The organism is Flavobacterium lindanitolerans (assembly GCF_002846575.1).
Taxonomy (GTDB): domain Bacteria; phylum Bacteroidota; class Bacteroidia; order Flavobacteriales; family Flavobacteriaceae; genus Flavobacterium; species Flavobacterium lindanitolerans.
Map to the genome: position 1 here is coordinate 637,405 of NZ_PJND01000007.1, position 22,509 is coordinate 659,913.

16 protein-coding genes are annotated in these 22,509 nt (G+C 39.3%); 10 read left to right on the forward strand and 6 right to left on the reverse strand.

All coding sequences use genetic code 11. From position 1 onward, the window contains the following. Positions 1–6: 6 nt before the first annotated feature. The gene (locus tag B0G92_RS02850) at positions 7–1,353 is read right to left on the reverse strand and encodes a serine hydrolase domain-containing protein (protein WP_101471028.1); all 1,347 of its coding nucleotides are present in this window, start codon (positions 1,351–1,353) and stop codon (positions 7–9) included. Between the two features lie 160 nt (positions 1,354–1,513). On the opposite strand from B0G92_RS02850, the gene B0G92_RS02855 reads away from it, so the two are divergent. Both B0G92_RS02855 and B0G92_RS02860 read left to right on the forward strand, forming a co-directional pair. Next, positions 1,514–3,637: a TonB-dependent receptor plug domain-containing protein gene (locus tag B0G92_RS02855; protein WP_101471029.1), complete on the forward strand. Its 2,124-nt coding sequence runs from the start codon at positions 1,514–1,516 to the stop codon at positions 3,635–3,637. A gap of 17 nt (positions 3,638–3,654) precedes the next feature. Further along, entirely contained in the window at positions 3,655–4,746 is a 1,092-nt protein-coding gene (locus B0G92_RS02860; RefSeq protein ID WP_101471030.1) for an HmuY family protein, read from the forward strand. A gap of 275 nt (positions 4,747–5,021) precedes the next feature. On the opposite strand, the gene B0G92_RS02865 is transcribed toward B0G92_RS02860, so the two are convergent. From B0G92_RS02865 to B0G92_RS02880, 4 genes are all read right to left on the reverse strand, one after another. Further along, complete coding sequence (locus B0G92_RS02865; protein WP_056066978.1) at positions 5,022–6,059, reverse strand: hemin-degrading factor; 1,038 nt, start codon at positions 6,057–6,059, stop codon at positions 5,022–5,024. Between the two features lie 11 nt (positions 6,060–6,070). Beyond that, positions 6,071–6,847 carry a heme ABC transporter ATP-binding protein gene (locus tag B0G92_RS02870; protein WP_101471031.1) on the reverse strand — a complete coding sequence of 259 codons (777 nt, stop codon included), beginning with the start codon at positions 6,845–6,847 and terminating at the stop codon, positions 6,071–6,073. A 1-nt stretch (position 6,848) separates the two neighbouring features. Then, complete coding sequence (locus tag B0G92_RS02875) at positions 6,849–7,883, reverse strand: FecCD family ABC transporter permease (protein WP_056066971.1); 1,035 nt, start codon at positions 7,881–7,883, stop codon at positions 6,849–6,851. A 79-nt stretch (positions 7,884–7,962) separates the two neighbouring features. Then, positions 7,963–8,838 (reverse strand): heme/hemin ABC transporter substrate-binding protein, encoded by an 876-nt coding sequence (locus B0G92_RS02880; protein WP_101471032.1) that lies wholly within the window; start codon positions 8,836–8,838, stop codon positions 7,963–7,965. A gap of 287 nt (positions 8,839–9,125) precedes the next feature. On the opposite strand from B0G92_RS02880, the gene B0G92_RS02885 reads away from it, so the two are divergent. The 7 genes from B0G92_RS02885 to B0G92_RS02915 all read left to right on the forward strand — a co-directional run bounded on the left by B0G92_RS02885 (position 9,126) and on the right by B0G92_RS02915 (position 13,871). Next, complete coding sequence (locus tag B0G92_RS02885; RefSeq protein WP_101471033.1) at positions 9,126–10,340, forward strand: aminotransferase class V-fold PLP-dependent enzyme; 1,215 nt, start codon at positions 9,126–9,128, stop codon at positions 10,338–10,340. Between the two features lie 13 nt (positions 10,341–10,353). Continuing rightward, on the forward strand, positions 10,354–10,791 hold the full coding sequence (locus B0G92_RS02890) for a hypothetical protein (RefSeq protein ID WP_143394982.1): 438 nt from the start codon (positions 10,354–10,356) through the stop codon (positions 10,789–10,791). A gap of 4 nt (positions 10,792–10,795) precedes the next feature. Continuing rightward, on the forward strand, positions 10,796–11,221 hold the full coding sequence (locus tag B0G92_RS02895) for a SufE family protein (protein ID WP_101471035.1): 426 nt from the start codon (positions 10,796–10,798) through the stop codon (positions 11,219–11,221). Between the two features lie 5 nt (positions 11,222–11,226). Further along, entirely contained in the window at positions 11,227–11,946 is a 720-nt protein-coding gene (locus B0G92_RS02900) for a hypothetical protein (protein ID WP_143394983.1), read from the forward strand. 17 nt (positions 11,947–11,963) lie between these two features. Continuing rightward, complete coding sequence (locus B0G92_RS02905; RefSeq protein ID WP_056066957.1) at positions 11,964–12,287, forward strand: SUF system Fe-S cluster assembly protein; 324 nt, start codon at positions 11,964–11,966, stop codon at positions 12,285–12,287. 128 nt (positions 12,288–12,415) lie between these two features. After that, on the forward strand, positions 12,416–12,919 hold the full coding sequence (locus B0G92_RS02910; RefSeq protein ID WP_056066952.1) for a DUF2480 family protein: 504 nt from the start codon (positions 12,416–12,418) through the stop codon (positions 12,917–12,919). 67 nt (positions 12,920–12,986) lie between these two features. Continuing rightward, on the forward strand, positions 12,987–13,871 hold the full coding sequence (locus B0G92_RS02915) for a DUF3078 domain-containing protein (RefSeq protein ID WP_374117954.1): 885 nt from the start codon (positions 12,987–12,989) through the stop codon (positions 13,869–13,871). A gap of 60 nt (positions 13,872–13,931) precedes the next feature. On the opposite strand, the gene hflX is transcribed toward B0G92_RS02915, so the two are convergent. Beyond that, positions 13,932–15,161, reverse strand: coding sequence for a GTPase HflX (hflX, locus tag B0G92_RS02920; protein ID WP_101471038.1), 1,230 nt, complete (start codon positions 15,159–15,161; stop codon positions 13,932–13,934). Positions 15,162–15,623: 462 nt separating this feature from the next. Between hflX and B0G92_RS02925 the strand changes: the two genes are divergently transcribed. Beyond that, the gene (locus B0G92_RS02925; protein ID WP_101471039.1) at positions 15,624–22,508 is read left to right on the forward strand and encodes a choice-of-anchor J domain-containing protein; all 6,885 of its coding nucleotides are present in this window, start codon (positions 15,624–15,626) and stop codon (positions 22,506–22,508) included. Position 22,509 lies beyond the last annotated feature (1 nt).

Genomic DNA, 22,509 nt, shown 5'->3' on the forward strand with positions numbered 1-22,509 from the left:
AAACATTTATTTGCTGATACTGCCCAGAATATCCTTCAGCAATTTATTAAAATCAAAAACTTCATCTTCTGTCAGGCCAAAACGTACGATAACCAAATCTTTTGACGGAATGATAAAGATTTTCTGTCCCTGAAAGCCACTGGCATAATACAGGTCTTTGGGAGCGTCGGGATATTTGCCGCCGGCATTGAGCCAAAAATGTCCGCCATAACGCCCATTAGAAGTTTTGGTTGGAGTCGCAACATATTTAGCCCAGCTTTCATCAAAAAGCTGTTCACCATTCCAATTCCCCTTGTGGAGATAAAGCAGTCCGAATTTGCCCCAATCTCTGGTGGTTGCCCAGGCATAGGAGGAGCCGACATAATTTCCAGCCATATCGGTTTCTACCAGCATAGAATCCATGCCAATTTTATCGATTAATGAAGAATACCAGAAATCCAGGTATTCCTGTTGTGTTTTGAACTGATTTCTGAGGATTCCGGATAATAAATTTGTCGTTCCGGAAGAATAATTCCAGCTTTCATTTGGTTGACCCACCAAAGGCTTTTTTCTTTGTACTTTTGACATGTCTTCGGCCTCAAACAACATAAGGGTTGCATCACAAATCTTGTCATATTTCTCTTCCCATTCCAAACCTGAATTCATATGAAGCAGGTCGTTTATGGTGATTTTAGAACGTTTGTCGTTTTTCCATTCTGCAATTGGTGCCGGACTATTGATGTCTATTTTGCCCTGTTTTTGCAATATACCAAAGTAGGTCGCCGTTAGGCTCTTGGTCATCGACCAGCCCAAAATCATAGAATTCTTATCAAAACCGGAATCATATTTTTCTGCAATAAGTTTGTCTTTATATAAAATAAGGAGTGAGCGGGTTCTTTTGTTTTTTTCGCCTTTTTTATCAAAAGCACCTTCTACAGCTTTTTCTAATTTAGAATAATCAATAGTAGCGAAAACAGTATCTTTCGGTTGGTTATTTCCAAAAGGATAGGGAAGATTACTATTCAACCTAATCCTTTTCGGAACCAGATAAGGCTTTGAAAGGTCAAAATCATTATTAATTAATGTAACACCAAGACCTTCCCGATAAATTGCCTTACGCTCTTTTAAACCATAAACTGAAGTCGTGGCATAGTGTTCTTTTTCGTTAATCGTGTTGCTTGCCAGGTTGATAAGTTTGATATCATTGTCGCCCGATTCAATCATTTGCTGGGTTCGATGGCCAATAAAGTAGCCGGAAGCAATGCTTTTTGCTGAAAAACCGGATATCAGGTCCAGCTTTGGATAATTCGTGAATCCCAAATACACAATCATTATCGCTAAAAGAATGCCTGCTATTTTAAGTTTTTTCTTCATGAAAGTTCTTGATTTTGGTAAATTTAAGAAGAAAATCATTATCAGAATGCTCTGAAATTAACAGCGCGATATTTTTATTTAGAATTAGTAAAAATAATTTGCATAAACCGGAAAGCCTCCCTAGATTTGCAATTTAGAATTAATCTAAAGATGAATTGTAATGCAGATTTATACTAAGGCTTATATTTCCTTATCTCTTTTTCTTTCTTTTAGTGCTTTTTCACAAGAAAAGTTTCAAGATACCACAAGTACCAGTCAACTTGAAGAAGTAGTTGTTACCGGTCAATTTGAGCCGCAATCCATAAACAAGTCGGTTTTTAATGTCAAAGTAATTACAAGTCAGGATATTCAAAATCTGGCTGCCAATAATTTAGGTGACGTTCTCAACCAATATCTGAATATAACAGTAAGACCTAGCGGAAGTGACGGGCGCTCAACAGTTTCTCTTTTTGGTTTAGATGCACAATATTTCAAAATTCTGGTAGACAACGTTCCATTGGTGAATGAGGCCGGTTTAGGGAATAATATTGACTTGTCTCAAATAAATCTTAACGATATTGAACAGATAGAAATTATTGAAGGTTCGATGGGAGTTACTCACGGAGCCAATGCAGTAAGCGGAATTTTGAATATTATAACAAAAAAGAATTCTACTCATAAGTGGTCAATTTTTGCCACTGCACAAGAAGAAACGGTAAATAATGAGTTTGCATTATTTGATAAAGGAAGACATATCCAATCCTTAAAAGTTTCTCACAAGCTTTCTGAAAACTGGTTTGTTTCTTTAGGAGGAAACAGAAATGATTTTCAGGGATATTTAGGAGAAAAGGAAGGGCCTAACCATGTTGAAAACGACGGACTAAGAGGATATAATTGGTTGCCTAAAGAACAGATAAATTCCAACGCATTGATAAGCTATTCAAAAGATGATTTCAGAATTTTTTACAAGTTTGAATACTTAGATGAAAAGGTAGAGTTTTTTAATAGTGTAGTCCAATCAGGTTTTAATACGCAACTCGGTTCATATCGTTACTCCGATGATAAGCGTTACTTTACAGATAGATATTACCATCACTTAAATGGTGTTGGGAAATTGTTTTCGAAGTTGCACTATAATGTTTCCGTTTCTCATCAAAAACAAGCCAGAAACGTTGAGGATTTTAGAACGCTCATTGTTTCAAAAAACGAGTTAAATAATGTAGAAGTAAAGGATCAGTCAATGGAAGTGCTCTATTCGACCGGAACTTTGAGCAATTTTTTTACCAATGACAAAGTCGACTTGCAAATAGGTTATGAATTGGTAAATAATCAGGGCTTTTCACTCGTGCAAGAAGAAAACAATAATGTTTCTCCAGTCAGAAAGAGACTTGAAAATTATGACTTTTTCGTGTCCTCAGAAATTAAGGCCACTGATAGGTTTTCAGTCCGTCCGGGATTACGATTTTCTTCACAATCCCGATTTGAAAACCAATATGCTTCTTCTTTGGGATTACGATATCTATTTGAGAAAGGAATAGAAGTTCGCGGTTCGCTTGGAAAATCGTTCAGAACTCCAACTTTTGAAGAGTTATATTCTAAACAAATTTTTGACGGACACCATTTTACCGGAAATGAAAATCTTAAGCCGGAAACAAGTACATCATATGAAGTAAGTTTTAAGAAAATATCTTATCTGGATTCAAATTTCCGACTTTCCAATATGTTAACGGCAAGTTTTTTAGATGTTGATGACAGAATAGATATGGCTTTTGTGAGATTCAATGAAGGAAGCGGCATTCCTGAATATGAATATATCAATATCAGCAAGTACAAGATGTGGAATGCTTCTACAAACCATCAGTTGAAAGGTGAAAATTTAGTTTTGAATTTTGGGGCTTCAATTGTTGGAATTTCACAGGTAATCAAAAACCAAATTTTTACCTCTGATGATAAATATCTCTATTCTTTTAACCTAAATGCTAGTGCCTCCTATACCGTTCCAAAATGGGCAACAACGTTTTCTGCCTATTATAAATATAACGGAAAAACACAACAGTTTGTTGAGAGCACCTCTCAATATGTAATTTCTGATATTGAGGCAAGCAACTGGCTGGATGCTTCTATAAGAAAATCTTTTTTCAAAAATAAATTTGATTTGACAATTGGTGCCAGAAACATACTGGATGTAACCAATGTTAACCAAAGCAGAACCAACGAAGGTGCAGGACACGCGGTAACATCAAGTGTAATGTTGGCTTATGGAAGATCTTATTTTGCTAAACTAACGTATAATCTTAATTTTTAATTATAAATCATAATACAATGAAAAAAACATTTTTATTTCTTTCAATTGCAGCTTTAGTCATGGCTTCATGCTCAAGCGATGATGATTCTCCTAAAACGGAAGTTCCATCAGTAGGAGATGTTCTACAGCCAACGGTAGGCGGTCCTAACCAACCAAATCAAGTATTTGTAGATTTGAGTACAGGTTCTTCGGAATCAGTAAACAGAGCTTCTTGGGATCTGGGTTTTTCTTCAGGTTCTGATTTTAGAGTAGCCATCAACGGATCTCTAAAAATGGCTGTAAAAAAATTAGAAACAACAGATATCACATTGCCACAAACACCTGATACAGACGTTGCAGTTGGTGGTGGAACGACATTGGCGTCTAACGGTTATGTTGATAATCCGACCGGAGTTTTGGCCGGAAACGGTTCAGGAATTGGTACTGCGATTGCAGAGGTTTCTGCAACTGATTCCCAAAACAAAGTATATCTTGTAAATCTTGGCTTCGCTGTTTCAACAGTAGTACCAAGCGTTGGTTCAGTAAGTACAGATGGTGATGCAAGAGGATGGAAAAAAGTTAGAATTTTAAGAAACGGTAACGGATATAAAATTCAGTATGCTGACTTAGCTTCTCAAACTTTCCAGGAAAAAACTATTACTAAGAATGCAGATTACAACTTCACATTTTTCAGCTTAACATCAGGAAATACTGTAGCTGTTGAGCCTGTTAAAACAAAATGGGATTTGAACTTCACAACTTTCACTAACTACCTGAATATGGGTGGTGGCGGAGAAGTAACATACGGTTATTCAGACTTTATTGTTACTAACATGAAAGGTGGAACAAAAGCATACCAGGTTTTAAATGCTGATGGAGTAACTTATGAAAACTTCACTTTGGCTAATGTAGTAGAAACTAACTTTACAGTTTCAGCAACAGATCAAAGAATTATTGGTTCAAACTGGCGAAGTGGTGGAGGTCCTTCTTCATTGCCAAGCATAAGAACAGATCGTTTTTATGTAATAAAAGATGTTGCCGGAAACTACTATAAAATTAAATTCCTTGCAATGACAAATGATGCTGGAGTAAGAGGCTTCCCAACATTTGAATATAAATTGTTACAATAATTTATAAAAACCGGACATTGTCCGGTTTTTTTATGGAAACAAAGGTCAGGAAGAAATCAATAGAGGAAAAATACTAGTAATTTCAAGTTATATTTTAAACCGAGCCCAATGGCTCGGTTTTTTTGTTTTTAAGCTGTTATGAGCCTAATAAATGACGAACTTGTTTGGGAGGTTTTCGTTCATTAAAACAAACAAAAACAGGGTTTTTGTCCATAAAAAAACCTGCCATCTGAAACAGATGGCAGGCCGGATAAAATATATTAAAACTAAGTAACCTACAAAGCAGCTACCAGGTCTTTCCATTCTTTTAATTCAGGAATACCTGGTTTTCTTTTTCCGAAAAACTGAACGATGATATCACCCATTTCGTTGAATACTTCAATAGCAGTAACTTCTCCGTCTTCTGTTGGTTTTCTTACAATCCATGTCTGTGCAATTTTAGACATATCCAGGTGCAAATTGAAATCTGGGTCCATTACGTTGAACCAGTCACCATGCCACATTGTTTTTCTTACCAAACCTGTGTGGATTTGAATGTTTCCTCTGTTTCCTGTAAACACCATGATTGGCAGTTTGCTTTCAGCAGCGCCTTCAAGCATTTTTACAATTACATCCTTTTCTACCTTTTTAGCAAAGTTTTCGTTTGGAGCCAAACGCAATGCCTGTGTTCTTGTTACTCCAAATTTGCGAAGCATACCAAAGAACTCGTGTGTGTCTTTCAGGTTTTCCCAAGCCGTTTGGAAACCGGCAACATCAATATCAGCATCTGCTTTTTCATCAATGTTTAGAGGCACTTCAATTGCAGATTCTTCCGCTGCCTGGTCGTCAGACTTATATTTAGCAACTAATTCATCAAAAGCAGCTTCGTTGCTGTCTTTTGTCAGATAAATTTTGTGTATAGCCAGGCCATCCTTTCCAAAGAACTGAAGGCTTTTTCTGTCTCCGTGTTCTGATTTCTCTTCTACAGCAAAAGCTTTAGCCCAATGTCCTAAAAAGATACGCAAATCGATATCTTCACCTACAAACAGTCCTGCATGCGGAGAGCTGAAATCAGGGTTAAGATAAATTCCTTTTCTTTCGTGAACGCACTCTTCGTTGCGTGTCAAAGCCATTACTTTTCCTAGTTTTTCAACGTCAGTCAGTATTGCAGCAAATTCCGGACGAAGCCTTGTTACGGTTTCTCCTACTTGTGTAGCTAGCAATTCTGCCTCACTTACGCCTAGTTTTTCAGCAGCATTGCGGATTCTTAAATTTGGGTTTTCAGCTTTTAGCTTATCCCATTGTGACTTCAGGTTGTTTGTTAATGTATCCATCTGTGTAACTATTATGTTCCAAAAATTATTAAAGGGTTTTGATTTACCGGATTAAGGCAAATCGTGCAAGGAAAATTATACACCTTGCTTATGATTTCTTTTGTAAAGACTTTTTCAGGTTTGTCATGGCTTACGATTTTTCCTTTTTTCAAAAGAAGTACCTGATCTGCAAATTGTGCTGCCAGGTTCAAATCGTGTAATACGACTACGGCCGTATTGCCCAGTTCTGTAAAGTTTTTGATTGTATGTAATATTCTGTGTTGGTGTAGCACATCAAGATTATTGAGAGGCTCATCCAGAAACACGAGCTTATGGGCAATATTGTTTTCCAGTTGGGCAAGTACTCTGGCCAGGTGAACGCGCTGTCTTTCACCTCCGGAAAGTGTATTGTAATCTCTGTCTTTCATTGAGAGAACGTCGGTTTCTTCCATTGATTTCGTTACGGCATCCAAATCGGTTTGGTGAGGTACGGAGTTGAAATACGGATAGCGCCCCATCACCACTACATCGGTTACGGTCAAAGGAATGTCATTGCTGTTCTGCTGTGAAAATTTTGCCTTATGCAACGGAAGCTCTTTTTGGTCCCATTCCTCAAAGGTTTTTTTCTTGAACATGATTGGCTCATCGCCATGTTTCATTTCATTAGCCAACATGCTCAGGAGTGTTGATTTTCCGGCACCATTTGGTCCTACTATGACAAGCAATTCGCCATAATTTACAGAAACGTCGATGTTTTCCAGGATGGAAAACTTTTTATGTGCATATGATATCTTACAGGCTTCTAACATATTACATCGATTTTTTACTGCGAATTAAAATAGCGATAAAGATTGGCGCTCCCATAAACGCGGTCAGTATTCCAATTGGGATTTCTGAAGGTGCGGCAATGGTTCTGCTTATCGTGTCTGCTGTAAGCAATAAAATACTTCCAAAAATGGCCGACATTGGCAGGATGATATGATAATTCGACTTAAAAATTAATCTCAAAATATAAGGAACAATCAGGCCTACAAAGCCGATGTTTCCTGAAAAGGCAACACAGGTCCCAACCAGCAAAGCAGTCAGGATAATGATTCTCTTTTTGATTTTTTCAACCGGAATTCCCAAATGTTGTGCGTCTCTTTCGCCAAGCATCATAGCGTTTAGCGCTTTTCCTTTGGTAATCAGGAGAGAAAAAGCGATAATAATTACGACCGCCAGGATGGCATTTTTGGTCCAGGTAGCACCGCCCAGACTTCCCAAATTCCAGAATGTCAGGTCCCTGAGTTCTTCTTCTTTCGAAAGATAAATCAGGAAACCTGTGGTGGCAAATGCCATTGCGGTTATTGCTACTCCTGAAAGAAGCATAACAACTACATTGGTTTTTCCATTGGAGGTTGAAATCCTGTAAACGATGGTCATGGTCAACAAGGCACCTAAAAATGCGGCTATACTCAGCATCGAGAAGTGAAATACTTCAGGAATATAAGGTTTGATATGGCTTCCGAGAACAATTGAAATCGCACCGAAAAGTATCGCACCGGATGTAATTCCAATAAGGTCCGGTGATGCCAAAGGGTTTTTGAACATTCCCTGAAGGCAGGTTCCTGAAACTGACAATGCACTTCCAATCAGGATTGCCATTACTATTCGCGGCAATCTCAAATCCATCAGGACAAATTTGTCACTTTCCGGAATGGAATTGTCATTGTTGATAAGGGCCTTAAAAATCTCAAAGAACGAATGCTTTTCAAATTCGTAAACTCCCATATATAAGGCTGCCGTTGCCAAAATCAATAACAACAGCAGACTTAAAACTATATATAACGGTAATTTATTTTGCATTATAATTAATTCTTCCCCTATGGGATTGGCGGCATTTTATTTCCTGTCCGTTTTGGCGACAGGTTTAAAGGCTTTTAGTTTATTTTGTTGCTTTAATCAATTCCGCATTCAATGCTGCGGCTCCTTCGCCAACACGAGGTCCGAAACCGGAAATCAGGGCGCCATCTAAAGCAATAATCTTTTTGTTTTTCCCGGCATTTGTTTTTTCAACACCTTGAATTTTAAGCAATCCGTCAACACCGCCAAGGCTTTGTAAACCTGTCGTAAACAATAAGATTACATCCGGATTTCCTTTGATTAAAGATTCCGGAGTTAAAGGTTTGAAGTCATCAAATTCAGTAACGGCATTTTGTCCGCCAGCCAAAGCAATAGTCTTCTCAACAGGAGTGTTTTTTCCGGCAACCATTAAAGTCCCTGCACCTCTGGCGTAGATAAACAATACTTTTGGAGCTTTAGCGATAGGTTGTGTTTTTGCCAAATCAGCATCGATTTTGTCTGTCAGGGCTTTGAAGTCTGTGTTTTTGATAATCCCGGCAACATCCGCGATTAATTTTTTTGTTCCTTCCGGAGAAAAATCCTGTGTCAGGATATGAGCTTGAATTCCTGCCGCTTTGATTTTTTCTGCCAGTTCAGGACTCATGTCTTTATCAGTTCCTATGATTACTGTTGGTTTCAAAGCAACAATTGATTCAATCGTAATGGAGCGAACGTGGCCCAGGTCTTTGGCAGTTGTTTTAACTGTTTCAGGATAAGTTGAGGTTACATCAACACCCACTATTTCTTTCTCATGACCCAAAGCAGCAATAATTTCAGTTACGGCTCCGTTTAATGAGACAATTTTTAGGGCTTCGGTTTTTTCAACCGGAGTTTCTTCTTTCTTAGTTTCTTCTTCTTTTTTACATGAAGCGACTGCTAATGAAACAATTGCAAGGACAAGGACGCTTATTTTTTTCATTGTAGTTGAGTTTGTTATTTTAAATAAATCTAAATTAACGGCAAAACTATAACTATTTTTGAAGCCTTGAAAGTAAAAAATCTTAAAAGTTTCCTTAAATTACTGTAAAGCTATATTTTGTGAGTCCCTCAGGGGAATTTATCAGGCAGAAAATGGACTTATGTTCCTGTTTTACGGCTTATTGACAATAGTTTTTATATGAATCTGTGACGAAATTTTAATTCTATCTTAATTCTTACCGTATTAAATAAACATACCGTAAATTTGCATCTATTTCCAGATATAAAATGTTAGATATACAATCCATTCGAGCCGAATTTCCGATACTTTCCCAGAAAGTGAACGGCAAGCCGTTGGTTTATTTTGATAATGCGGCGACATCGCAAAAACCCAAAGTGGTTATTGATGCCATTACTGCTTATTATGAAGAAATCAATGCCAATATTCATCGCGGGGTGCATAAGCTAAGCCAGTTGGCAACCGATGCTTATGAGATTTCCCGTAGCAAAATACAGCACCATATTAATGCCAGGCACAACCATGAAGTGATTTTTACTTCCGGAACTACGCACGGTATTAATTTGGTTTCTAATGGATTTGCTGCTATTTTGAAAGCAGATGATGAGGTGATGGTATCTAACCTTGAACATCATTCGAATATAGTGCCATGGCAGATGCTGTGCGAACGTACCGGAGCAAAGCTGACGGTGATTCCTATGAACAATCAGGGAGAATTGGTTTTGGAAGAATTTGAGAAATTGCTTTCGGAAAAAACAAAGATTGTGGCGGTTAACCATATTTCAAATGCTTTGGGAACAATTAATCCGATAAAAGAAATCATCGAAAAAGCGCATAAAGCAGGAGCTGCTGTATTGATTGATGGAGCCCAGGCGGCACCCCATATCAAGCCGGATGTGCAGGAGCTGGATTGTGATTTTTATGTTTTTTCCGGACATAAAATTTGTGGGCCAACAGGCAGCGGTATTTTATACGGAAAAGAAGCCTGGCTTAACAAACTGCCTCCTTATCAGGGAGGTGGCGAAATGATTAAGGAAGTAACATTTGAAAAAACGACTTATGCAGAGTTGCCACATAAGTTTGAAGCCGGAACGCCTAATATTGAGGGCGGAATTGTTCTCGGAACAGCAATTGATTATCTGAATTCAATAGGATTTGATAACATAGCGGCATATGAACACGAACTTTTGGAATATGGTACTCAACGTTTGCTCGAAATAGAAGGATTGAAAATTTACGGGACTTCCAAAAACAAGACTTCTGTAATTTCATTTAACATTGAAGATATCCATCCATATGATATCGGAGCTATTGTCGACAAACTGGGGATTGCAGTTAGAACTGGACATCACTGCGCTCAGCCTATCATGAGTTTTTTCAATATTCCGGGAACCGTAAGGGCTTCTTTTGCATTCTATAATACGAAGGAAGAAATCGATGCTTTGGTTGAGGCTGTCAAAAAGGCTAAAACCATGTTGTCTTAAAAAATAATAGCGTATGAAAATCTTATCTGCATTTGTAATGGTATTGGTTCTGGCAAAAGGCTGTAACAGTTCAGAACTGCGAAAAGAGAGTGAAAACATTTCTTTTGAATATGAGGCTACAACCCGTGGCAACTATCGTAAAATAATAGCCAGGCAGGATACTATCTTTACCATAAAAAGCAGAAACGGGGAAGCTGTTGAAAAAAAACTTTCACGAAGCGATTGGAACAGCATGCTGGACCTGCTTGCTAAAGTGGACAGGGCGAATATTCAAAACCTGAAAGCGCCTTCAGAAAAGCGATTTTATGACGGGGCTATGATTGCAGGATTAACCGTAATTTATAAGCAGGACACTTACAGGAGCGCTTCGTTTGATCACGGAAACCCACCCAAAGAAATAAAAAAACTGGTTGAAAAAATCATTTCGGCTTCAGACCTGAACAAAGAATAAGACAATGACAATTCAAGAAATACAAGAAGAAATTAAGGACGAATTCTCTATGTTTGATGAGGAGAATTGGGATGAAAGATACCAATATGTAATCGATATGGGCAAAACGCTGCCATTGATTGATGAGCAGTACAGAACCGACGATAATATCATCAAAGGTTGCCAGTCAAAAGTCTGGTTGCATGCAGAACAACGCGATGGTCAAATTGTTTTTACGGCAGACAGCGATGCTATTCTGACCAAAGGAATTATTGCCATACTAATTCGTACTTTTTCAGGCCAGAAAGCTTCCGATATTCTGGATGCCGATACTAAGTTTATTGACGAAATAGGACTAAAAGAGCATTTGTCGCCAACACGGGCCAACGGATTGGTGTCAATGATCAAGCAAATTAAAATGTATGCGCTGGCTTTCCAGTCCAAAATCTGATAAGTATGATGACACGATTTACCTTCCTGTTTTATATAGTCTTATTGGCAAATATAACTTTTGCACAAGAGAAGACTCCGCAATATTCGAAAGCGTATTTTGTTTATGAAAGGAAATCGAATTATCATATAGATGAAAAGGGAGTTTATGCCGATACTTTATTGCTGAAAGCAGAATTTCCCGATCTCAAGTACTCCAGGGTTAAGCATCCTATAGATTCTATAAGAATTGTCGGGCATGTTCCATTGGATAAACTTTCAAAGAAGGATAAAGATGAACTGGCGAGTTCCATATATCATACAACAGAACTCATTGAAGGAGTCTATGATTTTAAAAAGAACATAACACGGCTCAAAATCCGCAGGGATGACGCAAATGCGAGAGAAGTCATAAAGAAACACCTTGGTGAACGATATCATAAATTCAAACACAAGGAAACTATTGACTACAACAAGCAAAAAATCTGGTTAAAGTTTCCGAGCATATCCTATACCAAAAAATTTGATACGGAATTAAAAACTATCAAATTTGGTTCTGATACCAGGCTTTGGGGATATTATAGGGAAAACAGAAAAACCCTGCTGCTTGATAATTTTGTATTGCTAAAAGAAGGATTAGATAATAAAATAGTGCCTGACGTAATTTTCTCCAATAATGAATTTGGAGTGGAAAAAATAGCTACGATATACCAAACGATCCGATTAAAGTCAGTCACATTCGAATAACAAAAAATTAAATAATCATGGAACAGGAAATAGATACCAATCAACTTGGCGAGGATATCGTCAAAATATTAAAGACCATTTATGATCCGGAAATACCGGTTGACATTTATGAGCTAGGGCTTATTTATGATGTAATGGTCAATACAGATTATGAGGTCAAAATATTAATGACCCTGACTTCTCCAAATTGCCCTGTGGCAGAAAGTCTTCCGAAAGAAGTAGAAGAAAAAATCAACAAGATTGATAACGTAAAAGCAACCGAAGTCGAAATAACGTTTGATCCGCCCTGGAGTAAAGATTTGATGAGCGAAGAAGCTAAATTAGAACTAGGAATGCTGTAGATTAGTTGAGAGTTGATAGTGGATAGTTTATAGTTGGGCTTGTCATTATATAAATGCACTATCCACTAAAAATTATCCACTATCCATTACTCACTATCCACTAAAAATTATCAACTATCAACTAAATTATGGGTGAGATTGTAAATAAAGTAGCAAACAGCGCATTAGAAGTATTTGATCTGGAAGATTATTATCCAAAAGGAGAGCGTGTGGAGTTGGATATTTCACAATGGCTTTTGGAAGGTTTTCTCTTGCGTGAAAAAGATTTTCGTGAACAGTTGAAACAATATGACTGGTCGCAATATGCAGATAAGTATGTTGCTGTTTATTGCAGTACAGATGCCATTATTCCGGGATGGGCTTTTATTCTTGTAACTGTCTACCTGACTCCTTTTGCGAAAAAAGTAGCTAATGGCAGGTTGGAAGATTTGGAAAATTCTCTGTATGAAGAAATTCTGCCCACATTGGATTACACCAAATACGAAGGAAAACCGGTCATAATCAAAGGATGTTCCCGAAAGCCCGTGCCAACGGGAGCCTATCTGTTGGCAGCGCAAAAACTCCAACCTTTTGCCAGAAGTATTATGTATGGTGAGGCCTGCTCAGCGGTGCCTTTGTATAAGAAAAAGTAACTTTTTTAGTACTTTTCCTGCTTTAAAAAGCTGTATTTAATACCTTTGTTAAAAAACAGGAAAGATGATAAAAAAGTTCACCTTACTAATGCTTTGCTTTTTCGGAATGACAAAGGCAAAAGCTCAAGAGCCAGCTGCGCCAGCAGATACTACTAAAACATGGCAGACCAAAGGAAATGCGTCTCTTCTTTTTAACCAATCTACCTTTGATAACTGGTTAGCGGGTGGTGAGAATAACATCTCCGGAACCCTCGGTGTCAATTATGATTTCAATTACAAGAAGGACGATCTCACTTGGGACAACAAAGTCATTGCATCGTATGGTATCGTTAAAACGAGAACCAGTTCATTTGCCAAGAAAACAGATGACCGTTTGGAACTGAACTCTTTACTTGGTAAAAAGTTTAAGCCGGACAGTCGTTGGTATTATTCTGCGTTCTTAAACTTTAAGACCCAGTTTACCAAAGGTTATGAGTATGGGAAAGACGCCAATGGAGTGGAAATAAGGAGCGAAATTACCAACTTCCTCTCTCCGGCCTATCTTACTTTTGGTCCGGGTGTTCTTTGGAAAAGAGATGACAATTTGAAATTCAACTTTGCGCCGGCTACTTCAAAAATCACTTTTGTAGACAAGAATTTTACATTACCTAATGAGGCCTATTTTGGTGTAAAAGAAGGTAAGTCGCTGCGTTATGAATTGGGAGCCTATGCTTCGGCCTATTACAAGCTGGATATTATGGCCAATGTGACTTTTGAAAACATCCTGAGTCTGTATTCCAATTATCTTGAAGATCCTCAGAATGTGGATTTGGACTACCAGTTAAATATCGTGATGAAAATCAACAAATATCTTTCTACCAACCTGTCGTTCCAGACTATTTATGATGACAATGCCTTTCAGGGATTCCAAATCAGACAAGTATTTGGGGTGGGAGCCAATTACGGTTTTTAAAAAACACCACTACATATCAAAAGAAAGCCTTCCATCGGAAGGCTTTCTTTTTACTGTTTTTTAATCGTTTTTATCTTCAGGAGCTTCTTTATAATCCGGATATAAAAATTTATTGTAAGGAAAACGTGTAATATGGATTTCTCTTACGGCTTCATATACTTTTTCGCGGAACTCCTCGAAGTTTTCCTTGTTGAGTGCAGAAATAAAAAGCGCCCTGTCTTTTCCTATACGTGACATCCAGGTGTCTTTCCACTCTTCGAGCGTATAGTGTTTCGTTGTCTTTTCTGTAATCAGATCGTCAGCATCAATAGTCAGGTGCTTGTACGAATCAATTTTGTTAAACACCATAATTGTGGGCTTGTCGGCACTCTTGATGTCGGCCAGAATCTGGTTTACAGAATCGATATGGTCTTCAAAATCCGGATGCGAAATATCGACAACATGCAATAGCAGGTCGGCTTCGCGCACTTCATCCAGCGTACTTTTAAATGATTCTACAAGCTGTGTCGGCAATTTACGGATGAATCCAACGGTATCTGATAACAGGAACGGCAGGTTTTTGATAACCACCTTGCGTACGGTAGTGTCTAATGTGGCAAACAGTTTGTTTTCAACAAAAACTTCACTTTTGCTGATGACATTCATCAACGTTGATTTACCCACGTTGGTATAACCTACCAAAGCCACACGAACCATAGCGCCACGGTTGCTTCGTTGTACAGACATCTGTTTATCGATGACCTTGATTTTGTCTTTCAGCAAGGCAATACGGTCACGTACAATACGCCTGTCCGTTTCGATTTCAGTTTCACCGGGACCGCGCATCCCGATACCTCCTTTTTGGCGTTCCAGGTGGGTCCACATTCCGGACAATCTTGGCAGCAGGTATTGGCATTGTGCCAATTCTACCTGTGTCCTGGCATAGGATGTTTCGGCACGTTGCGCAAAAATATCCAGGATGAGGTTCGTCCTGTCCAGTACTTTACAGTTTAGTATTTTGGTAATATTCTTTTGTTGCGAAGGTGAAAGCTCATCGTCAAAAATAACCGTATTGATGTTGTGTTCCTTTACATAATGGTGGATTTCGTCCATTTTTCCGGTACCTAAAAAGGTTTTCGGATTAGGGCGTTCCATTTTCTGGGAGAAGCGCTTTACAACTTCTCCGCCGGCCGTAAAGGTCAGGAATTCGAGCTCATCAAGATATTCGTTGAGCTTTTCTTCATTCTGGTGTTGTGTGACTATCCCGACAACTACCGTTTTTTCAAACTTTATGGTTTCCTTTTCTAGCATAAGTGCAAAGATAAAAACAGTTTGGCTAATAACAGGAGTGCCAAAAGATTATTTTTTTATGTAAATTATTTGTTTGTCTCTATATTAAGGAGGCTTTTTTTTGTTATATAGAATCTTCTTAAGCTTATAAATGACGTTTTAATATATACGTAGGTCTCTTTTGCATGAATTTTAATGCAAAATACGATTTATTGAGCAACATTTCATAAAAAATGTTAAATAGAAAAATTATATATAAAAATGAATGTTTTTTAGCAGAAACTTTAAAAAAATCAGCAAATAATACTTTAAAAAGGAGAAAAAAAATCTAGGTAAAACTCACTATAGACCCAAAAACTGCTGATATTCACAAAACAATTTAGTTAAATGTCATTTTTTTGTTACGATATTCTTAAAAATAGTTAAATTTGGAGTTCTTAAATTTTTATCAAAATATATTAAACAACCTAAACTTTTCATTTTATGAAAAAAATTACGTTATTACTTCTTACCTTTTTCATCTCTCTTGTCGCCTATGGGCAAGGCTTGACAGAGAATTTTGATGGAGGTACGACACTCCCTGCTGGCTGGTCCCAGTTCAATAACGGGCAAGGTACACAGCAAAGGGTTTGGACAATCAACACGAATCCAACTTTTTCCGTGTCTCCTAGCAATTCTGCTTTTATACAGAATTACCAGATTGGAATGGGGAACACGTCGAGAGACTGGTTAATCACCACTCGGGTTACCCTGCCTGAAAATGCCCAACTTCAATTTTTAACCAGGGGTTTCCTGAATGACAATCAAGGAACTGTCTATGAGATCAGGGTTTCAAGGGATGCTAATCCGGCAACTGCATCGGCTTACACTTTAGCAGAAGACTGGACAGAACCTGAATTAAATCCTAACGGGATTTATGAAGACAATGGTACAACACCACGTTGGGATGAAAAAACAGTTAACCTGAAAGCATTGGGCTACAATGCCGGCGAACAGGTTTATATTGCTTTTGTCCGCGTCTTTACACAGCCAACAGCTTCTTTGGGAGGTGACCGTTGGTATGTTGATGATGTGCGTGTTTCTAAAAAATGTGACATGCCTGGTAACATGCAGGCACCTACCATTAATATGACGAATGCATTGCTTACTTGGGTGACTCCGGCAGGTGGTGCAACTACATGGGAAATTGTTGTCGTTCCTGAAACGATGACTTTAGATCAAGGTATTGCTGCAGGTCTTTTGTTTACTTACAGTGGTCCTATGCCGTCTTATAATACCGCAACAAACTATACATTAAATCCTGACACTAATTATAAATATTATGTAAGAGCGGTTTGTTCTCCAAGTAATAAGAGTGACTGGACAGCACCGTATTTCTTTGCGACGGCTGCTTTGGGAGAAACCTGTACGGATCCTATTGTGATTCCGGGCATACCGTATTCTACCAATAATCATACGACCAACTCAAATGACAGAACTGATGTTGCGCAAGGAACCGGTTGTGGTGCAGTGCCAACAACTACAAACTATATGACAGGTAACGAAGTGTTTTATACTTTCGTGGCTCCTGAAACCGGAGATGTTCGAATTGAAATGACACCAACCGGACCAAACTCAGCATTATTTGTATACAACAGTTGTGCTAACGTAGGAGTGAGCTGTATTACGGGTGTGGCAAACACCGGAAGTGGTACAAGAATAATTCCTGCTTTGGCAGTAACACAAGGACAGACATATATTATTGTTATTTCTTCAACCAGCGCTACACAGACAGTAGGCTACTACTTAGAGTTACAATATGTAACTTGTCCGGAGCCAACCAACTTGAGCGCGCCGGTTGTTAATCAGACAGGGGTTACTTTAGCATGGGATAATCCTAACCCTGCTTATGCAACATGGGAAGTGGCTATTCAACCGGCAGGAGCTTCTATTCCTGGGCCTGGTGTTTCAGGAACTCAGGTAACGACAAATAGAGATTTTACTACCACAGTTGACGGAACCCCAATTGTGGGTTCTACTGCTTACCAATATTGGGTAAGAGCATTGTGTGTGGAAGGTGGTACGACTTATAGCCCATGGGCAGGTCCGTTCGAATTCTTCACACCTATATGTGATGCTACTTTACCAAACGCACAGTGCGTTCATAATTTCAGGCTAACCGGTACTAACGGATGGCAGGGCGCTATTATGCATGTCAGACAAAACGGTATTACTGTAAAAGTATTAGGGCCTCAATTCACTTCAGGTACTTCCTTAGTAGTTCCGGTACCTTTGTGTAACGGTATTCCTTTTGAACTGGTTTGGGTATCTGGTGGTACAGCACAGGCTAGTGTAGGAATCGTTGTCCAAAACTCTTTCGGACAATTATTATATCAAAAAACAGCTGGAACCGGAGCACCGGGCACTACGCCATTACATACAGAAATGGTAGATTGTGAATTCCCGAAATGTCCTCCTCCAATCAACCTTGGAGCGACAGGAATTACAGCAAGTGGTGCTACTCTAACATGGACACCGGCTTCACTTCCTTCAGGACCAACTACGGAATGGGAAATTTATCTGGCACCACAGGCAACTGCTGTGGCACCTGGAAACGATGATCCAATCAATTTAGCGAACACTACAACAGTTCGTCCTAATCCAAGAACCGGATTGATTTCAGATACTCAGTATGTATTCTATATCAGAACGGTATGTGGAACAAACAGGGCAAGTACATGGGTAGGTCCGTTTACTTTCAGAACGGCCGTATCTTGTGGTATTCCTACTGCCCTCGGCGTAAGAAACCCTCAGACAACAAGTGCTGATTTATTCTGGACGCAGCCTGCATTAGGAGGCGCTTCAGCATGGCAGGTAGTAGTTCAGGCACCGGGATCAGGAGCTCCAACCTATGATGATGCCAGAGCTGTGAATTTAGCAAACGGCGGAACATATGGAACGGGTGGAGCAGGCTCTGCCTTAACTCCGGCTACCCAATATGAATATTATGTAAGAGCGGTTTGTTCAACTTCTCCTCTAGATGTTAGCCGTTGGGTAGGACCATTCCTGTTCAACACTGCTTGCGATCCGTTACCGGTTCCTTATTCTGAAGGATTCAACAGTACTTCAACAAGAGAACTTTGCTGGTCTGTATTGAGTGTTTTGGGTACCAATACCTGGAACATGAACGATACGGCAACTCCTTCTGAAGGAAACGAAGTAGCTACTTTTACGCCTAATAACGGCACCAATAATGACGACTGGTTGATTTCGCCAACATTAGATTTAAGACCAAACTACAGATTGCGTTATAAATATAAAGTAGCCAGTGCTACTGCGGCAAATACACTTCAAGTTGTAATTACAAATGAAAATAATGTTGGTATTGCTCCGTCAGAATTTAACACAGCAACTCCATTATGGACAGGTACACTGACAAATACGACTTATCAGGAGCGTATCATTAATCTTGTTGGTCGCGGTGATCTTACCACTAATGGGGATTTGGTAAACATTGCTTTCCGTGTTCCACCAACAGTAAACAACGCAAACAAAATCTTTATTGATGATGTAGTGTTTGAGCCAATTCCTGCATGTCCGGATCCTATGGATTTAGGGATAGTGACGAACAGTATCACTTCAACTTCTGCACAAATATTCTGGACACCAGGATATCAGGAGACACAATGGCAGGTAGCAGTTCAGCCAATCGGAACAGGAGTTCCGGCAGCTAACTTTAATGGGGCTGTTACTACAAACAACGTAAACTTCCTGGCAAACACAAATACTGTTAACGGTACTCCGTTACAGCCAGGAAACCAATATGAAGTATATGTAAGAGCAATCTGTGCTGATCCAAATGTAAGCCAGTGGGTTGGACCAATCGTGTTCAGAACACTTCTTTGCGAAACAGCAGATTTATGTGCTTATACTTTCACAATGACAGATACTGCATCTAACGGATGGGGTACAGGAGTTTCGATGAACATTATCCAAAACGGATTGGTTATCGCTACTTTAACGGGTCCTGCTAACGGACAGGCTTCAGCTACACAAGTGGTTAACTTCTGTCCTGGAGTACAATTTGAAGTATTCTGGAATCCAAGTACAGCCAGTACGGCAAACCTGGCTCAGGTTGGTTTGACAATTACAAACTTCTATAATGAAGTAGTATTTACTAAACCTGCCGGAACCGGAAGACCAAACAGTAGATTGTACAGAGGGATGCCTTTCTGTTCCACAATTACATGTCCTTATCCAACCAACTTATCCGTTGAGCAAACTTCACCGGTTTCCGCAAACCTTACCTGGTCACCGGGAGGAACGGAGCAGGCATGGGAGTATGTATTCCAGCCGGCTGGAGGTAACTATCCTGGAAACTTGCCTGGACAGCGTGTAAGCGTGCCTCATGCTAACATTACCGGATTGTCGCAAGCTACAGCATATGAATATTATGTAAGAGCAATTTGCGGACCGGATAACGTAAGCTACTGGGCCGGACCATATGAATTTACAATTTATAACTCACCAGGTTGTATTGGTGTAGATATCGAAGGTATTACAATGTCTGTAGGTGAAGAAAAACTTCTTTGTCCAAATGACAACTGTATTGACCTGACTGCAAGTTATTTCCAGACACAGGCTACTAACAGATATCGTGTTGAGCGTATCGACTATGCTCCGCCATTCCCTTACACTGCGGGACCTGGAAGTATTACAGTTCCGGTAAACGTGGATGATGACTGGTCACCACTTATTGACCTGACATTACTTAGTGATTCTACAGGAAACAGCAGACCGTTTAATTTCTGTTTCTTTGGAGATTCATACAGCAAACTGTTAGTTACGGATAACGGTGCTATTACATTCAGTATTTCTGGACCACAAGGAAACGGAGGTATGTATGCGCCTGCACCGGAACCAGGATATGATAATGCAGGATGGACAATGGCTCCAAACAGACAAATACCAAGTATTCCTGCCATGAATGCGCCAACACAATTGCCATACCGAAATTCTATTTCAGGAGTACTACAGGATTTGGATCCAAGACCAGGAAATTCACCGGCAGATGCTTCTATCAACTATACGGTTCTTGGTACGGCTCCATGTAGGGCTTTCGTTTTGAATATTTATAAAATGGCTTCTTATAACTGTAATAGTCAATTGCAGACCAGCCAGATTGTATTGTATGAAGGAAGTAACATGATTGACGTTTACGTTGAAAGCAGAACTCCTTGTAACAGTCATAACCAGGGGCTTGGTGTTATTGGTATCCAGGGAGATACAAATACAGAATTTGCTGTTCCACCAGGAAGAAACGTAGGTGCTTGGACAGCCAGTAATGAAGCCTGGAGGTTTATTCCGGACGGAGATTTGTCTAACGTAGTTTTCAAATGGCTTAAAAATGGTGAATTCTATAGTAATGACTTGAGCATTAATGTTTGTGCTGATGATGTTGAATTAATGCAGGCTGTAGCTCTATACGACAAGTGTGATGGAACTACTACTGAAAGAAAAGCTGAAGTAACCCTGAAAGTGGATCAATTCCCAATCAATGAGCCAAATGATTTACTGGCTTGTACAGGAACTACAACTTCATTTAACGTAACGGAAAATACAGCCGTAATTCTTGATGGTGTTGATAATTCTGATGATTATGAAATTTCTTACTACCTGACTCAGCCAGAAGCTGAAGACGGATCTACACCGGGAGTTACTTCTGTTATTTCTACAGTTGTTGCTCCTATTTATGTAAGAATCGAGAAAATTTCAACAGGATGTTTCGTTACAAGAGAATTTAATGTTGATCCAACTGCTCCACTACCGGCATTTACAGTAACAGGAGACACAATACTTTGTGAAGGAGATTCTACTACTCTTACAGTTGAGGCAACTAACTTTAATGTGGCTGATGCTGTTTTTGAATGGACATTGCCTGATGGAACTGTTTCCAGCCAGACAGGATCTACATTCAATATTGCTGCAGCGACAGCTGCTGATGGTGGAACTTATAGTGTAAAAGTGACAGCAGGCTGTGATGAGACGCTAGAGTTTACTGTACAGGTGAATCAAATCGATACGGATTTCACATACCCAACACCGGTTTGTCCTTCAGGTACAATTAGTCCGACAGCGGTAACCGCTGCAACATTTACTGCAGGCGGAAGCTATACAATTTCTCCGGCATTGCCAATTGATCCTGCTACAGGAACAATTACTCTTGACGGAGCTACTGCTGGTGACTATACCGTTACGTATACAGTAACTCCTGCAATTACAAACTGTACGGATGATAAGACAGGTCAGTTTACAATAACTATTGCAGGTACTACTATTGTACCGGTAGTTACATTCAACTATACAACACCAGTTTGTAAGAGTGCAACGACAAACCCAACACCTAATTTAGGAGCAGGTTTTGCAACAGGTGGAGTATTCTCGTCAACAGATGCTAACGTTTCTGTAAATCCGGCAACAGGAGAAATCAACCTTGCCAATACACAACCAGGTACTTACACGATTAATTATTTATTGGATGCTATTCCTGCAGAATGTAAAGCAGGAGGAACATTTGATGCAACTATCGTAATTACCAACTCTATTACACCGGTAACAGATTTCAGTTATGCGGATGATAGTTTCTGTTCAGGCGCTACGCTTCCAGGACAATTACCAACAGGTGCTTTTGAACCGGGCGGACAGTTTACGGTTGAACCTAGCACGGGATTGAATGTGAATCCTACAACGGGTGAATTTATGGCAGGTACAAGTACACCAGGTACTTATGTGATTAAGTATATAATTCCGGCTGACCCTGCAATTTGCAGAAGCAGATCTGAATCTTCATATACTGTGACTATTGAGAGCACATTCGAAATTACTGTTACTGACGAATGTAGAAACAATGAGTATGTTCTTATTGCTGAGCCTTCTGATCCAAGCTATACCTTCGTATGGAAAGATGCTTTAGGAGCTCCGGTTGGAACAAACAGCAACATCTTTAATGTTTCGCAATATGTCGCCAATCTTTCGGGAGAAGTTCAGTATCCATTGAACTTTACGGTGACAATCAGTACAGCTACTGGATGTTTGAACGTAAAACCTGTTGTTGTAGAAAGTACTTTCTGTGACATTCAAAAAGGTATTTCGCCAAACAACGATGGTAAAAATGATTATTTTGACCTTGCCGGTTTCAATGTGAAGAAATTGACTATCTTTAACCGCTATGGGACAGAAGTATACAGTCGTACCAACTACACGAACGAATGGAGAGGCCAATCTAGCAAAGACAAAGAATTGCCTGACGGAACCTACTATTATGTGATAGAGCGTAGCGGTGTACCTTCTAAAACAGGATGGATTCAAATCAATAGACAAACAAAATAGA